Raw genomic sequence first — 16,688 nt, 5'->3', positions numbered from 1 at the left:
GTTTGTACGTGCCTCGAACGAGGAGGCACGCCATGAATGTACGCTATCGGGTCGAGCTCAGCCAAATCGAGCGCACGGAACTCAAGGCGCTGCTCAGCGGTGGCAAGCATGCGCCCCGCAAGCTCAAGCGCGCGCAAATTTTGCTGGCCGCCGATGCCGGGACGAGCGACGAGGAGATCGCAAGGAGCGTCGGCGTGAGCGGCTCCACCGTGTACCGGACCAAGCGACGCTTCGTGGAAGGCAATCTGGAGCGGGCGTTGACCGAGGAGCCGCGTCCCGGGGCGGAGCGCAAGCTCACGGGCAAGGAAGAAGCCTTGCTGGTGGCGACGGCCTGCGCCAACCCACCGAAGGGCCGTGCCCGCTGGACGCTCAAGCTTTTGGCGGGAGCGATGGTCAAGCTCACCGAGCACAAGAGCCTGTCGCACGAGACGGTTCGGCGTCGCCTGGCCGAAAACGACCTCAAGCCCTGGCGCAAGGACATGTGGTGCATTCCGCAGGTCGACGGCGAATACGTCGCCCGCATGGAGGACGTGCTCGACCTCTATGCCGAAGCGCCCGATGCCAAGCGACCGGTGGTGTGCTTCGACGAAAGCCCAGTGCAGCTCATCGGCGAGGTCCGTCAGCCCATCCCGGCCAAGCCGGGCCAGCTCGAACGTTACGATTACGAGTATCGTCGCAATGGGACAGTCAATCTCTTCGTCCTGCTCGACGTGCATCGTCCCTGGCGCAAGGTCAAAGTCACCGAGCGGCGAACCGCAAAAGACTATGCCCAATGCATGCGCGATCTCGTCGACATCCATTATCCCGATGCCGAAATCATCCGGGTCGTTCAGGACAATTTATCGACCCACTCCGCCGGCGCCCTGTATCAGGCATTCCCGCCCGCCGAAGCCAGGCGGATCTTGCGACGGATCGAGTTCCACTACACCCCCAAGCACGCAAGCTGGCTCAACATGGTCGAGATCGAGATCGGCATCCTGCGGGGGCAGTGCTTGGACCGCAGGATCGACGACCCCAAGCGGCTGCGCCGCGAAATCGCCGCCTGGGAACGCCAGCGGAATGCCGCACGCTCCCGCATCAGATGGATGTTCACTACCGACAAGGCGCGTGCCAAAATGGGCCGCGCCTATCCCGACACTTCCAACGAGTCATAATCACTGTGCCGAGCAACTAGTTCTTACTGAGTCAGAGTGTCGCGGCCTTTGTCGACAGGAATCATATATTTGAGAAGACTCACTTTTCAGCGTGGGGAGGCTGATATGGGTCTGACAAAATCGCGGGACGTAGCGTCGCGGTTTTCGGCATATGTTGAGGGCCTTGCGAGCGTGATCGGGCACGTGGGCCGAGCCAAACCGCTTCGCGATTATTGCACCGGTCTGATGATGCCTTGCGATCGCAAGAGCGTCGAGCCGATGGCGGCGATCACGGCTCCTGAGCGGACAGCGGCGCAACATCAGTCGTTGTTGCATTTTGTCGGTCAAGGTGACTGGTCGGATCAGCAGGTGTTGGCCAAGGTCCGTGAGTTAGTGCTGCCGGGCATCGAACGCTGCGGGCGGATCGAAGCGTGGATCATTGATGATACGGGCTTTCCCAAGAAGGGGCGGCATTCGGTCGGCGTTGCGCGGCAATATTGCGGCCAGTTGGGCAAGCAAGACAATTGTCAGGTGGCGTATCTCTTTCGCTTGCGAACCATCATGCGAGCTTGCCGGTGGCCTATCGGCTCTATCTCCCAAAGGAGTGGGTGACGGACCGTACACGTCGGCGCAAAGCCGGAGTCCCCCAGGAGATCACCTTCAAGACCAAGCCGGCAATTGCACTTGATCATTTGCGCTGGGCCTGTGCGGAGGGCTTGCCGCGCGGCGTGGTCCTGATGGACGCCGGCTACGGCACCGACACCGCTCTGCGTGAGAGTATTACCGAATTGGGCCTGAGCTATGTGGCCGGCATCTTGCCACAAACCTCGGTATGGGCGCCCGGAACTGGACCGCGGCCACCGAAGAAATGGTCGGGGAACGGACGACCTCCAAAACTGCTACGGCGTGATAGCAAACACCGACCGATTTCGGTCAAGAAGCTTGCGATCGGTCTGCCAGCGCATGCTTGGCACAAGATCACGTGGCGTGAGGGTACGGCAGAACCGTTGTGTTCGCGTTTTGCCCGTGTGCGCGTCCGTCCGGCGCATCGAGATTACTGGCTCGCCGAAAGCCGGCCCGAGGAATGGCTTCTGATCGAGTGGGCAGAGGGCGAAGCAGCACCAAGCAAATATTGGTTTTCAACGCTTGCGGCCAACATTGGATTTCGTCAGCTCGTCGATATTGCCAAGCTGCGCTGGCGCATCGAGCGCGACTACCACGAACTCAAACAGGAGGTTGGCCTTGGTCACTTCGAGGGGCGAAGCTGGCGTGGCTTCCACCACCACGCAACATTGTGCATTGCCGCCTACGGGTTCCTGGTCTCCGAGCGAGAGACGATTCCCCCCTCAGAAACAGCCTCCACCAAGCTCTTCAAGGAAATTGCCATTCCCGAAAGCTATCGGCCGAGGGGATCCGCCATTGCGGCCTGAACGGCACGTTCCGAATTCGATTGCGACCGTCCGACGAAGATTGAGCGCGGCTCTCGTCGTCACACTATCTCGATGCCCTTGTTGCATCAGGGCAATCTCAAGTCAAAGTGGCTATCGAAATTTGTGACGCAGTAAGCCTAGCAGGCTGTTGAAGAACTCAGCCGCATTCGCAAACGAAGGCTGAATCGTGGCCACTCCTGTGGATGTAGAGCTAGCCGGTGAGCCGACCGGCAGTGACGATCATAGCCCATCCGCGAATGCAGGCGGGGGCATTCTCGTCGTGCTTTTCCCATGGGACCCCCCACAGGCCGAACCGTCTTTCGCACCGTCGCGGATTGCGAGAAAGCCCTTCAGGGTCCCAAAGGCGCTTTCGCCATCGGACTTGCCTCTGACCCTGAGATGCGCCTCGTCGACAAGATCGAGGAAGTCGGTGTCCCTGTTGTCCATCACAAGGATGCGCCAGCGGCCGACAAAGGCCCTGGCGAACCCGAGCACCTTGGCCATCAGCCGGTCTCCGCGATCAGTTTGGGCAATCACACCAGATTGTAGGCGGTAAAGGCCCATCCGACGCGCTCACGACCACGGCACCTGGTCCTCTCGTGCCCGGCGATCGTTTTGATCCAGCCAAAATGCCACCTAGATGTGCTTGCGGATGGGATGGCTGACGGCATAGCCGGCCGTGCCGGGTCGTTCGCCGGTCAATCGTAGCGCTGCGGCGGCTCGCGTTCTGCGCAACATGTGGCGTCACATTCATCGAGCGCATCTCGTTGACAAATCTTCTGCGTCATAGCCTTGTCGACGCCAAGTGTGATCGCTGTTGGCCGGCCGGCATAGGGCTCGACCATGTGCAGCGCGGCCAATTCGTTTGGCAGGACCATCGGCCTCCGTCAGGCAGGCACGACCAGCAGGCTGTGGCGGTTCTCCATCAGCCCGTGACCGATGAAGCACAGCTTCGTCTTCGCATGGCATCAGGATCGGTAGTCGAAGCATGGGTGTCGTTGGAGCGTTTCTGCCGTGGAAGTCCGCCTCCATTGTGCCCGCCGCCTTGCGCCGGCGGCTCCCCCCGAGCCGTCCTTGGGCTTGACGACCTTCATCGAGGCCCGGGTCTCGATCAGCGTGCCATCGACCGAGAAGTGATCGCTCGACAGAAATTTCTTCACCTTGGCAGTGCCCGCACCGCCGCCAAGAACTTCGCCGCGATGTCGCCCTCCAGCAGCCGGTCGCGGTTCTTCGAGAACACCGAATGGTCGGACGCGGGTGTCGTCGATGCCAATTCCGCGAACCAGCGAAACAACAGGTCATATCCCAACCGCACCACGAGAAGCCGCGCCGACCGGATGGAATGAAACGTCCGCAACAGCAGTGCCCGCAGCAGCTTCTCAGGTGGGATCAAACGGCCGCCCAATCGGCGAATAGAGCGCGGCAAACTGGCGCTCCAGCACCGCCAGCGCCTCGTTCACGATCGTCCGGATCGGTCGCAGCGGATGATCACGCCGCGCCCGCGCCTCCAGATCGACGTAGCTAACAGCTCCCTGTTCGATTGTCGCCGCCGCGCACGCATCATCTTCGAATCGCGTCTGATTCCAATGAATCATGGTCGCCGGTCGGCGGCGAGCGTCTTTATCGAGCTAGAGTAGCCGCCTAGCTCAAGCGGCTGTCACCAACACTCTGAAACTTCCATCGCAGCGTAGATCATCTACGAATCTGCGGCTGGGAAAATTCGCAGCACAGTTGCGCGAAAATTTGCGGGAGTGGCGCATGCGCAGTATGACGCTTCGATCTCGGTCTTGATCGCCCTCGCCAATGCGCCGATGCGATCGGCACGGTCAAAGGCATCGATCAGCTGTGTGCCATCGAGCGCGAGATAGGCTAGCGCCACAGGAGCGGCTACGCATGCGCAACGAACGCAGTCGTCCGCTCATGCTGTCAAGAAAGCTTCGCGACGCCGACAATCTGCAAAGATCTTCGGCCAGCGTTAAGGTCAGCAAAGAAATTGTCTATCGCCTAATCCGATGAGGCGGTCTGACCAGCGACTCCGAAGACGGGCGGTTCTTGTCGTGCAACCCTGCTGAGCGCAAGATCCGGCCGATAGCAATCGTCTCCACGACCGAGGTTTACTGGTTCCGATGAAGGAGGTTGCCGGGCTTCGCGCCTTGGTCCCCACCACCCGGGATCAATGATGCCGATCCGCACGCTTGCCTTACCGACGTCCTCACCCGCTTAAAGACCACCGCGCCAAGCGCCTCCCCCGCGTCTGATGTCTTTGTCCGCCGGCCCCTTCAATTGCTTTGATGGATTTTGATCAGCGCGGAACGCGATTGTAAGCCGCTGCTTCTGTATCACCAAAGCTGGCGCTTTCGATCTTCGGAAGAGGCGAGACGACTCAAACAAGGAATGGGGAGGGCAGCGACAGACGCGGAATGCCGTGCGGGGCAGATCGATGTTCCAGCGAGGAGCCTTGCTCCCTATTCACCCAATTGACTGCTGCGAATAGCTGCGAGACGGCAGGTCTTGGAGCTGGGGAGGCGCTGTGCGCTTGCCGTGACCTGTCGCCCACAATGTCGCTTGCTGGGCTTGCAAACCACCAACAGCAAGATCTGGAGGAGGTCTAGCGATGAGTGTTGAGCTTACGATAAACACGAGATCATACACTGTCGACGCGCCCTCGGATACGCCGCTGCTATGGGTGCTTCGCGATCTGATCGGGCTCACCGGCACCAAATACGGTTGCGGAATTGCTCAGTGCGGCGCCTGCACGGTGCGCGTGGATGGCGTCGCAGTCCGGTCATGCATCACGGCCGTCGGTGACGTTACGAAACCGGTTACCACAATCGAAGGATTGGATGCCGAGGGCAATCACCCCGTTCAGAGGGCATGGCGAGAGGAGCGCGTCCCGCAATGCGGCTATTGCCAGGCAGGACAGATCATGCAGGCGGCCGCACTCCTCGCTGAGATCAAGAATCCTTCCGATCAGCAAATCAGCGATGCAATGGCGGGAAATATCTGCCGCTGTGGTCGCTACCAGCGCATCCTGTCTGCGGTGCGCGCAGCCTCGAGAGGGGTCTAGCGATGACCATGAATGCGCTGCGAACCTCATCCGCTCCTTGCGTCAAAATCGAGAACGTTAGCCGCCGTCAATTTCTTCGCTCGGCGGCTGGATCGGCTGCCTTTGCTCTCGCCGTTGAGATTTCGAGCCTTGAGCCGGGTCTCGCTTACGAAACCGGCGCCGCCCAGATGCCGCATGGGGTTGTCACCGACCCGCATGTCTTCGTCTCGATCGATTCGGCGGGAATTGTATCGATTACTGCCCATCGTTCCGAGATGGGTACGGGAGTTCGAACGTCACTACCGATGGTGGTGGCAGACGAATTAGAAGCTGGCTGGTCGAGGGTTCGTACAGTCCAGGCGCTTGCCGACGAGCCGCGCTATGGCAATCAAGACACCGACGGGTCTCGTAGCACGCGTCACTTCTTCCAGCCGATGAGACAGGTTGGCGCGGCGATGCGTCAGATGCTCGAGCATGCAGCGGCGGAAAGATGGGGAGTTTCCTTGTCAGAGGTTCAAGCCACAAATCACGAGGTGATACATCGACAGACCGGCCGCAAGCTTGGTTACGGCGAACTCGCAAACGCCGCGATGGACTTGGCGACCCCGCCAGTGGACTCCCTGAAGTTCAAATCCGACGACGCTTTCCGGTATATCGGGCACGGTAACGTTCAAATCTATGACTTGTTCGACATCACTGTCGGCAGGGCACAGTATGGATATGATGTTCGGTTGCCCGGCATGAAGTACGCCGTGATTGCTCGCCCTCCCGTTGTCGGTGGGAGGATGAAGTCCTTCGATGCAACCGATGCGCTCAAAATTCCAGGCGTTGAAAAGGTGCTTGAGCTTAAGGTCAGTTGGGAGTCGCCCGCCGCATTCTCACCTCTTGGTGAGATCGCTGTGGTGGCCACCAACACGTGGGCGGCCATAAAGGGTCGAGGGGCCCTGAAGCTCGATTGGGAAGCCGGCGAAAATAGCGGCTATGATTCCGCCGCATATAGACTGCAGGTGGCGGAAGTTGCGAACAGACCGGGGCGCGTCGAGCACAATCAAGGAGATTTCGACCGGGCGTTCGCCGCAGCGTCAAAAATTCTGTCGACCGAATATCACGTGCCACACTTGGCTCAAGCATCGATGGAACCGCTGGTGGCGAGAGCGATCATTCGCAATGGTGAGTGCGAAGTCTGGGCACCGTTGCAATCTCCGTTTGGCGCGCGCGAAGCACTCGCCAAGCTGCTCGATCTTCCGATTGAAAGGGTCAAGGTGAATGTCACTCTTCTTGGCGGTGGCTTTGGCAGGAAGTGCCAATCAGACTTCGCGCAGGAAGCCGTACTGCTCTCGAAGGCACTCGATGGCGCGCCGGTCAAGGTGGCCTGGACGCGAGAGGACGACCTCCATCATAGCTTCTATCATACTGTCACCTATTCGCGTCTGGACGCAGGCGTTGACTCATCGGGAAAAGTGATTGCGTGGCGGCATCGTTCTGTCGCGCCAACCTTGTTTGCGAATTTCAAGCCTGGTCCAAAGCGCGAGCAGGCTGTTGAACTCGGGTTAGGGCTTGCAGATGTCGCGTTGGACATCCCGAACGTGCGTGTCGAGACCGGTGAAGCGGCAGCACTGACCCGGATCGGTTGGTTTCGGTCGGTCAACAACATACCTCATGCGTTTGCCGTGCAATCTTTCATTGCAGAGATCGCGCGAGCCCTGAGGAAAGATCTCAAAGACTTCCTCCTCGACATCATCGGACCCCCACGAAGGCTTGAGCTGGAGAAACTCGGGGTGACGGATCCGCTTTGGAATTATGGCGATCCGTATTCCAACTACCCCATCGATACGGGACGTCTCGCGAACGTTGTGAACTTGGCGGCTTCGCGTGCGAACTGGGGAAGCCCGCTCCCTCAGGGGAGCGGGCTTGGAATTGCGGTGCACCGCAGCTTCCTCTCGTACGTGGCGACCGTTGTCGAAGTTAGCGTGGATGGCCGAGGAAAGCTTATCATCCCACGCGTGGAGACCGCGATCGACTGCGGTTTTGCCGTCAACCCCGAGCGGATCCGGTCCCAGATCGAGGGTGCAGCAGTCATGGGGCTGAGCAATTTCGGCGAGATCTCCTTCGCCAACGGGCGTGCCGAGCAGAGCAATTTCGATAGCTATCCGGTCGCACGCATCGACAATGCACGGATAAATGTACGTGTTCATATCGTTCCGAATGGTTCTGACGTTCCCCTGGGCGGGTCGGGGAGCCGGGAGTGCCGCCGTTTCTGCCGGCGCTCTGCAACGCGATCTTCGCCGCGACGGGCAAACGCATTCGTTCGCTTCCGGCAGGCGATCAGATCCGCGTCTAGCGACTATACGTCACTATCTATTGTGCAGAGCGGCGATTGAGCTCGAGCACAGTCATCAGGAATTGTTGGCCACTAGAGGAGTGAAGGGATGTCCAAGGATAGCAGCGCGCGCGCTGGAGTATGGGAGATCGTCAGCACGATCGTGGGGATTGGCCTGATGGGAGGAGGCCTCGGCAGTACGGCGGCGGCTGCCGACGAGACGACCGAAAAGCGCCTTCTCAATGCGGCCCAGGAAACGAGCAACTGGCTACATCACCACCGCGACTATACGGCACAGCGTTACTCACCGCTGAGCCAAATCAATCGCAATACCGTCAAGGGGCTGCGCGTTGCCTGGACAATGGCACTGGGTGGCATCGAAGGTGGCGGCATTTGGAGTCATGGCGGTCTCGAAGGAACTCCGATTGTCGAGAACGGATTCATGTATGTCACCGACGGATGGGGATCTGTCTACAAGATCGATCTGCACGGCGGAAACGGAAATCTGGTCTGGAAAATGGACCCGAAGACCGACCATGACTGGGCTGGGGCGATTGCTTGTTGCGGCGTCAACAATCGAGGCGCTGCGCTATGGGACAATTTTGTGATCTCCCATACCCTTGATGGGCGCTTGGTTGCAACGAATAAGGACGATGGCAAAGTCGCCTGGGAGCGTAAAGTGGCCGATCCCGACAAGGGCGAGGTGATCACTGGCGCCCCTTTGGTCGTCAAGAACATGGCCATCACCGGTGTAGCAGGTGCCGAGTACGGTATCCGAGGTTGGATTGCTGCCACCGACCTAAAGTCTCAAAAGGAGGTGTGGCGTACCTATACGATTCCAGCAAAGGGTGAACCGGGGAACGAAACCTGGAAGGATGGTCATGAGGCGTGGAAGACGGGTGGGGGATCGACTTGGGTAACCGGGTCGTATGATGCGCAAGCTCACTTGATCTACTGGGGCGTCGGAAATCCCGGGCCGGATTTCGACTCCGAATACCGTCAAGGCGATAACCTTTATACCAATAGTACCCTTGCGTTGGATCCAGACACTGGCAAGGTCAGATGGCACTTTCAGCACACACCAAATGATCCATTCGATTATGATAGTGTTGCGGAGAGAGTTCTCGTCGACCTCCCGTTCAAGGGAAAGACGCGCCAGGTCGTACTTGAAGCGGACCGAAATGGCTTCGCTTATGCACTCGACCGCACCGACGGCTCTTTCCTTTGGGCCACCCCGTTCGTGAAGAAGGTCACCTGGACCAAGGGCATCAACCCTGAAACGGGAAAGCCGATTGAGTATGATCCCAGCAAAGGCGTGCAGACCTACGATCCTCAGGCGACGCTGAACCGGAAAAACACGCACGTCACCATTTGTCCCGGACACAACGGCGGCAAGAACTGGCCGCCGACCGCATACCATCCGGACTTGAAGACCTGGTATATCCCGGTCATCGAGAGCTGTGACGAGTTAGATAACAAGGAGACCAAGCCTGGCGATTGGAAAGCTCGTGAATTTTTCACAGGAGGTGGTCCAGTGGTGAAGATGCCCATAACAGGAAGCGTGACCGCTATCGACGCGACAACAGGTAATGTCACGGGCAAATATGAGACCAAGTATCCAATGCTGGGCGGGCTTCTTGCAACACCCGAGCTGATATTCGCCGGCCATCCCTCCGGAGAGCTCTACGCTCTCGATGCCAAGACTCTCAACAAGCTGTGGGAGTTCAACACGGGCGGCGGCGTCAACGCGCCCCCCATGACGTTCTCGGTCGACGGCAAACAATACATCGCGATTCTCGTGGGGCTGGGCGGCGCCTGGGACAAGTGGAACCTCGATTCCACCAAGGGCTTGGAGAAGGTCGCCCCAGGCTCCACCCTGTACGTTTTCGCATTGTGATCCGCCCCGTGGCGAAGTGGGGCGTCCCAGCGCGCCCTACTTCGTCGATAGTTCGAGGAACGAATGGAATTGACAGTTGTGCGCGTGAATCAAAGGGCTAATGGCGCGCTGCGCCTTGGCGCAATTGGCCTGATGGCAGGTGGCTGGGCGTTTCTCGCGCTACCAGAATTGGCGCTGGGCGAAGGTGGCACACCCGTACCGGGGCCCATTATCAACGGAGTGCACCGTGCGCTCGATGAAGGGCAGCGCATCTATGAAAAGGCAAACTGCGTCGGCTGCCACAAATGGCACGGCGATGGAGGCGGCGGTTATGGTGGCGCAGCGCTCTCGTTGCGAACAACACAGCTCACCCGCGATGAAATCGTCGAGGTCGTCCATTGTGGGCGGCCAGGAACGGGAATGCCGCATTTTGATCGTGACGCCTACAAGGACTACCGTTGCTATTCGGGCATCTCGGCTGACGATATCGGCAAGGATCTGCCTCCGGATGCAGCTACGTTTCTCCGGCCGATGGAGATCGAGAAGGTCGTTGACTATGTCCTGAAGCATATCAAGGGCAAGGGGCCGACAAGCTATCAAGACTGCACTGACTTCTACGGAGATAGCTCGAGGGCCTGCGAAGTCTACAAGAACATCTCGATCAACTCGCAGGCGGTCGAGACGGAAAAGAAGCGATGACCCGCACATCATCCATCTGGCTGCTGCCACTGTTGCTTCTGTCATTGGCCCACAGCGACGCCAAAGCGGACGAGGCGGCCGACTTGCGCGACCTCAGTCTTGGGATGTCGGTCGCCAGCATTCCCCCCGAAGAGTATATTAACCTTACATGCGCCGACAAAGAAGGGGCCAAGCTGGCTGGCTGGAAAGACTTCCAAGCGTGTCCCGCTGATCAAATGGGTCTGCACAATCTCTCGTTTCGCTTCAATGACGACCTCAATAAACTGGCGGCGCTGAGCGATAAATATCAGGGTACGAAGCTCGGTGGTCATCCCGTGCTGCTGACGGGAATGGTGGACAGTAGGGGTGCCTTGCAAGGTATTCGGATCGACACGGATCCGAACGCACGTCCCTTCTGGCGTAAGAAAGCATACTTGTTGGCACTCATAGTGAGAGCTCGATATGGGGAGGCCGGGTGGAGTTGCCGAGAGGCGGAGCCTCTCGAAGGAGAAGCTCCGGTGGGCGGTTTGCTTATCAAGGAGCACTGCGAGAAGCGGGCAGGCCGTCGTCACCTGGTTTTAGATCGGGAAGTCTACCGCCGTGCCGGGCAGCCTCTGTCAGACTTTGTCAATGTCACCCGATTCATCATCGAACAGACGATAGACCCATGACCCAAGGATTCGAAGGGACGAGGTTAAACGTATCGGGCGATCTGCGGCACGTCCGTCAGACAAGACTTTGCGATGGAGTGATCAGCGGCATCGAGGTCGTGAGCCAGCATGGCTATGCGTAAGCCAATAACCGGTCGCTTATGAGGCGTCGACGCGGGAGCGTATCGCGTCCGATCGCAACGATCCGCTGGCAGACCGGCCTCGTCTGCTTCCTCTCTGCACCTAGCCGCTGTTGGCCAGACCAGCAGCGGCCTCTTTTTGTCCTCCGGGCCGGGGTGTACGACGAGCCAGCCTTCGGGCCGCACGACTTCCTTTCCTCTTGCGCGCGGAGCACGTCGTCGAAACGATCAGATGCTGATCGATAGATTTTGTGCGGTGATGGTGACAAACTCAACAGGAGCACTGCTCACATCGACATCGATTAGCCCGAGACGGCGAAGCACCGTATCTAGCGAGCGGCGCGCCTGGGTCTCTGGCGCACCATCGATGCAGATATCCATCAAACCGGACCGGAGACATTTTGCGGTGCCCTGACTGAGAGCGTGGCCAATCCAGAATACCTTGGCAGGATGCGCATTCAAAGCCGCCGCAATTCCCTCTCTCCCGGCGCCAACAGTATATAGTCCGATAACGCGATTGTCCTCCCGCAACGCTTGCGTGAGCCTTTCTGCCGAGAGAAAATTGTCGTCGTGTCCAAAAATGACAAGGCGGAAATGGTGACCGTCATCCGTGTACTGGGTCAGATAGTCGGAGAAGCCGCGTATTCGCTCCCTGTGTGCCCGGTAGGCTCCGCTGTGGCACATGGCGAGGAAGGTGCCGCTACGCCCTTGTAGCATGTGACTCATATAGTAGGCGGCAGTCCTTCCCGCCGCATAATTGTCAATACCGATATAGGGCACATCCTCCCCGGCGCTTCCCGTCAGCAACTGCACAACTTCCACGCCCGACACGCGGACTTGGCGGATGCTCTCTGTAATTTTCGGATGGTCTGGAGCCAGAACGATGAGACCGGCTCGGCGAATTGGGGGCTTTGCAATATGTTGGGCAATGGCGGCGATATCATCCTCGCGAACAAACGTTCGGTGCACCAAAATTGTTGGGTCCAGCGAGGCGGAAATTCTCTGGAAGGTAGCGTTGAGATCCGCATAAAACATCTCGGCCTGCGGCTGAACCAGAAGCACCTCGATCCGAATGATGCCGCTGTGAGGCCTCAATCGCCGATCGCCATATTTTAGTTTCTTTGCGGCCTTGATGACTCTTTCAGCTAGCTCGGTCCTGACGCCGCCGCGGTCGTTGAGAACCCGCTCGACGGTTGCAGTCCCGACATTCGCTTCTCGCGCAATGTCTCTGATCGTTGGACTATTCAAATGCCTGCCTCTGGCCTGACTCTGGTCAACTCGGAATGGGAACGTGCCGCTTAACGTGCTTACTCCTTCAGGTGTCCTTGTGGGTCTACGGATCGTTGCCGTCGAAAGTGTAGGCGGTCTTCACCGTTGTATAGAATTCCTGCGCATAGCGGCCTTGCTCGCGGGATCCATAACTTGAGGCTTTGCGGCCGCCGAATGGCACTGATAGTCCACGCCGGCCGTCGGTATATTGACCATCACCATGCCGGCCTCTGCGTTGCGCTTGAAGTGACTGGCGTATTTTAAGCTCGTGGTGCAGATCCCCGACGACAGACCGAACGGCGTGTCGTTAGCGAGTTCAAGCGCCTCGTCGTAGTCCTTGGCCCGGATCACGGTGGCAACAGGCCCGAAAATCTCCTCGCGCGCCACACGCATCTGGTTGCTCACTTCCGTGAGTAGCGCAGGCGCTAGATAGAATCCGGGCGCCTCGCGCTTCAGGAGCTTGCCCCCGGCAACAAGCTTGGCGCCTTCTGCCTGGCCAATGCTGATATACGTCAGATCCTGGTCGAGTTGGCTTTGGTGCACGACCGGCCCGATATCCGTGCCGGCTTTCAAGGCATCGTCAATGACAAGCCCCCGCATTCGCTCCTGCATGGCGGCCACGAACTGGTCGTGAATGCCTTCTGTCACAATCAGCCGAGACGAAGCCGTGCAGCGCTGGCCAGTGGAGAAGAAGGCGCTGTTCACCGCACATCCAACCGCCAGCTTCAGATCGGCATCATCAAGGACCACCATAGGGTTTTTGCCGCCCATTTCCAGCTGAAGCTTCTTCATCGGTTCCGAAGTGATGCAGCTCTGGGCGATCTTGCGCCCCGTCGGCACTGAGCCCGTAAAGGAGATGGCGGAAACCTTCGAGCTGCTCAGCATCTTCTCGCCGACGATCGCGCCCCGGCCCATGACTAGGTTGAATACACCTGCCGGCACTCCGGCGCGCACGATGATCTCGGCAAGCGCATGAGCCGAACCCGGCACGAGCTCGGCAGGCTTGAGCACAACGGTGTTGCCGTAGGCAAGCGCCGGCGCGATCTTCCAGGCTGGAATTGCGATCGGAAAGTTCCACGGGGTGATGAGACCGATGACTCCGACCGGCTCGCGGGGGAACTCCACATCCTCAGACGGCCGTACCGTTGACAGCTTCTCGCCCGCCACCCAGAGGCACTCGTCGGAGAAGAACTGGAAAATTTGTGCGGCGCGCGTGACCTCGCCGATGCCTTCCGGCAACGTCTTTCCCTCCTCACGGGAGAGCAACCGGCCGAGCTCGTCCTTGCGAGCTCGGATCTCATCGCCAACCGCCTTTAGGATGTCGTGCCGAGCCTGAATGGTGGAGTGCGACCAAGCGGGAAAAGCATCAGAAGCGGCGGCAATTGCGGGCTCGGTCTCGGTGGCTGAGGCGAGGGCATACTCGCCTACAACGTCGTTGGTGTTCGACGGGTTGATGTTCGGACGGGCCTCGGCCGCAGCAAGCCACTCGTCGGCAATATAGTTCTTTGTCATCGATAAGCTTTAAACTCGGATTCAAGAGTGTATGTGCATAAGCGTCCGCCTTGCAGATGATGTCACAGAGTAAGTGACTTCAGCAGAGCGACTCAGCGTCCCCAGCAGAGGGCCAACGGGTTGACCCCGCGTGCAAGCTCAATCAGCCCGGCTTTCGTTTTGGGATGAATTTGAGCCAAGGGATGCCGCACAGCGTCACATCTGATGACGTTCCCTTCCTTCATCACGCTCTTGGCCGCCCGAAGGCCACATTGACGGTTCTCGTAGTTAATTAACGGCAGCACCTTTGCATAAGCTGCAGCCGCGTCCGCGCTCCGACCCGCCTTATGACTATCGATCACTGGCCGCAACAAATCGGGACAGAGCGCGCTCGACATCGTCCCGGTAGCGCCAGCTTCGAGATCTGCCATCATGGTAATGGCTTCTTCTCCGTCAAATGGAGCAGCTACGGCGGCGTCTCCAGCGTCAATTAAGTCTCGCAGCTTCGCTGCAGCAAAAGGGACTTCGATCTTGAAATAATTAACGAGCGGCACCTCTCGTGCTAGCCGCACGAGAAAAGGTACAGAAAGCGTTACGCCGCTGAGCGGGGCATCCTGAACCATGATCGGGATTCTAGTCGCATCAGCAACGCGAGCGAAATGCTCGATCATGTGGGCTTCGTCAGCCCCGAGTCCTGAGCCGTGGTAAGGTGGCATCAGCATGAGAATGCTTGCGCCTCTTTCGGCTGCATAGCGCGCGCGCTCCACCGCGATACGAGTGCTAAAATGGCTACAGGTCACCATGACCGGCTTGCGGCCGGCCACATGTGATAGACAGAGGTCAACTAGCAATCTGCGTTCCTCGTCTGACAACAGGAACTGCTCGGAATAGTTGGCCAGGATACAGATTCCGTCGACCTTCTGATCGATCATGCATTCCAAAACGCGCCGTTGTCCCTCAACATCAAGATCGGCAGAGTCCGTGAATGGCGTTGGTGCGACGGGAAACAGCCCCTGATAGAGCTCCTTTTTTGGGGATTCCATGAGTCAAGATCTCTCTTTGCGAATGAGGAGCATTGGGACGAGCAGCTGGTGTAGGGCCCATCGATCCGGGATCGTGAATGTTCCTATGGCTCTTGAGCAGTATGTGAAAAATGGCGTCAAGCATTGGCCCTGAGCAATCCACCACGCATTACTGTGGGCGATAGGGGGTTATATTTGGGCGAATACCGGTGTCAGCCGTGCTGTCCGGCCGCAATTGGCCGCGGGTGGTGCGAACGCCGATAAGGAGCTTGCGAAGCGCCACGAACGACTGTCCTTCGAGCTGTGGGTTTAATGGCACGTAGTATCCGTTTCTGCCGACCAGACAACATGCGCATGCGTCTTTTGTCATTGCCGACCTCGCGCGGGCGCAGTTGATTCTCGGACGATCAAGCGCGTTTCGAGCTCCACTCTGGAATGTATGTCCAGCGAATTTTGGTCTGCCAAAAAGTAATTTGCTGCCTGTTCGCCCATCACTCGAGCCGGAACGTCTACTGTCGTAAGGCCGGGCGTGAGGTATTCGGCGATATCGAGATTATCAAAACCAATCATCGATATGTCTTGAGGTACGCGAAGCCCAGCATCCCTGCAGCCGCGCAAAGCTCCGACAGCAAGCACGTCGCTGCCGCAAAATATCGCCGATACATCTCTATTTTGATTGAGAATGATCTTAGCTGCGGCTCGGCCGCGGCTGAATTCGTACGGCGATTCCACAACGATAATGCTGGAGCGGTCTATCCCACGACGTTCAGCCATCGCGAGGAAGCCCTCAAGACGACCGGATGCACGATCGTTCTCGCGCGTTACACCAGCTATGACTGCAAGATTCTTGTGACCGAGGTCTGCAAGGTAGTTTGCTGCCAGAGCCCCGCCACTGCGATTGTCAAAACCCATGCTGGGAATCGAAGCATCTTCCGAGAGGGCATAGGTGACGGCAAATCTTACCTTATGTTCGCGCAGCAGCTTGAGGGTTTCCTTTCGATGACAAGTGCCCACGAGAACAATGCCATCCACGCCTTTTTCAATGAGATTGCGCACAACGCGAATTTCTCGGTCGAGATCGTAACCCGTTGCAGAGTAGACGAGCGACGCACCCGCGGGCGCTAGACGGCTCTCCAGGCCTTCCAGCATTCGAGTGAAAATCGCACTGTCTAGTGTCGGAACTATCAAGCCGATTAGCCGGGAGCGCGAGGATCGCAGCGCGCGTGCTGATCCGTTGGGAACGTAGCCGAGCTCATCAACGATCCGCAGAATGCGCTCTCTCAAACCGATCGCGACGGTTTCGGGTCGATTCAACACTCGGGAAACTGTGGCGATAGAACAGCCGGCCCGCTTCGCTATCTCCACCACGGTCGGTGATTGCCTTTGCTCCACACGAGCGATTTTTTCCACAGCCATTGAGCCTATTTCTTCCTCGCCGCGAGCCCTTGAACGCTGCGCGTCACATCATTGTATGAAATCGTTACCATAATACGGCGACCGAGTGAACTGAAATAATGAGCAAAAAGGCCGGTTAGTTGGGCCAAACAGGCCATGTTCGTCATTGGATCAATATTCTTCTTGCGCAACGAAAGTCGCTGATGTAAACCTTTTCATAAATTGAGCTCGGCCAGGG

8 protein-coding genes and 5 pseudogenes are annotated in these 16,688 nt (G+C 58.4%); 7 read left to right on the top strand and 6 right to left on the bottom strand.

Going from position 1 to position 16,688, the window contains the following annotated elements; all coding sequences use genetic code 11:
• Positions 1 to 32: 32 nt before the first annotated feature.
• Both N2602_RS32315 and N2602_RS32310 read left to right on the top strand, forming a co-directional pair.
• Positions 33 to 1,154, top strand: a complete 1,122-nt coding sequence (locus tag N2602_RS32315) for an IS630 family transposase (RefSeq protein WP_260383759.1) — start codon at positions 33 to 35, stop codon at positions 1,152 to 1,154.
• Between the two features lie 105 nt (positions 1,155 to 1,259).
• Positions 1,260 to 2,563, top strand: a pseudogene (locus N2602_RS32310) (IS701 family transposase).
• 211 nt (positions 2,564 to 2,774) lie between these two features.
• Here the strand turns inward: N2602_RS32310 and N2602_RS32305 are convergent.
• Both N2602_RS32305 and N2602_RS32300 read right to left on the bottom strand, forming a co-directional pair.
• Positions 2,775 to 3,067, bottom strand: a pseudogene (locus N2602_RS32305) (hypothetical protein).
• A gap of 29 nt (positions 3,068 to 3,096) precedes the next feature.
• Positions 3,097 to 4,120, bottom strand: a pseudogene (locus N2602_RS32300) (IS5 family transposase).
• A gap of 1,057 nt (positions 4,121 to 5,177) precedes the next feature.
• Here N2602_RS32300 and N2602_RS32295 point away from each other — a divergent pair.
• The 5 genes and pseudogenes from N2602_RS32295 (at position 5,178) to N2602_RS32275 (ending at position 11,154) form a co-directional block, all read left to right on the top strand.
• Positions 5,178 to 5,630 (top strand): (2Fe-2S)-binding protein, encoded by a 453-nt coding sequence (locus tag N2602_RS32295; protein ID WP_260380629.1) that lies wholly within the window; start codon positions 5,178 to 5,180, stop codon positions 5,628 to 5,630.
• A 2-nt stretch (positions 5,631 to 5,632) separates the two neighbouring features.
• Positions 5,633 to 7,950 (top strand): annotated as a pseudogene (locus tag N2602_RS32290) (molybdopterin cofactor-binding domain-containing protein).
• 88 nt (positions 7,951 to 8,038) lie between these two features.
• A complete protein-coding gene (locus N2602_RS32285) occupies positions 8,039 to 9,826 on the top strand; it encodes a PQQ-dependent dehydrogenase, methanol/ethanol family (RefSeq protein ID WP_311738690.1) in 1,788 nt (595 codons plus the stop codon).
• A 63-nt stretch (positions 9,827 to 9,889) separates the two neighbouring features.
• A complete protein-coding gene (locus N2602_RS32280) occupies positions 9,890 to 10,504 on the top strand; it encodes a cytochrome c (RefSeq protein WP_260380628.1) in 615 nt (204 codons plus the stop codon).
• On the top strand, positions 10,501 to 11,154 hold the full coding sequence (locus N2602_RS32275) for a hypothetical protein (protein WP_260380627.1): 654 nt from the start codon (positions 10,501 to 10,503) through the stop codon (positions 11,152 to 11,154). The genes N2602_RS32280 and N2602_RS32275 overlap by 4 nt, the downstream gene beginning before the upstream one ends.
• Positions 11,155 to 11,501: 347 nt before the next feature.
• On the opposite strand, the gene N2602_RS32270 is transcribed toward N2602_RS32275, so the two are convergent.
• The 4 genes and pseudogenes from N2602_RS32270 to N2602_RS32255 all read right to left on the bottom strand — a co-directional run bounded on the left by N2602_RS32270 (position 11,502) and on the right by N2602_RS32255 (position 16,471).
• On the bottom strand, positions 11,502 to 12,521 hold the full coding sequence (locus N2602_RS32270) for a LacI family DNA-binding transcriptional regulator (protein WP_260380626.1): 1,020 nt from the start codon (positions 12,519 to 12,521) through the stop codon (positions 11,502 to 11,504).
• Positions 12,522 to 12,699: 178 nt separating this feature from the next.
• A pseudogene (locus tag N2602_RS32265) lies at positions 12,700 to 14,054 on the bottom strand (aldehyde dehydrogenase family protein); the annotation flags it as partial.
• 92 nt (positions 14,055 to 14,146) lie between these two features.
• The gene (locus N2602_RS32260) at positions 14,147 to 15,076 is read right to left on the bottom strand and encodes a dihydrodipicolinate synthase family protein (protein ID WP_260380625.1); all 930 of its coding nucleotides are present in this window, start codon (positions 15,074 to 15,076) and stop codon (positions 14,147 to 14,149) included.
• Between the two features lie 345 nt (positions 15,077 to 15,421).
• A complete protein-coding gene (locus N2602_RS32255; protein WP_157287413.1) occupies positions 15,422 to 16,471 on the bottom strand; it encodes a LacI family DNA-binding transcriptional regulator in 1,050 nt (349 codons plus the stop codon).
• Positions 16,472 to 16,688: the final 217 nt, after the last annotated feature.

It is taken from the genome of Bradyrhizobium sp. NC92 (assembly GCF_025200865.1).
Classification (GTDB): Bacteria; Pseudomonadota; Alphaproteobacteria; order Rhizobiales; family Xanthobacteraceae; genus Bradyrhizobium.
The sequence above is the reverse complement of the archived record's forward strand: the minus strand, read 5'-3'. Positions and strand labels throughout refer to the sequence as shown.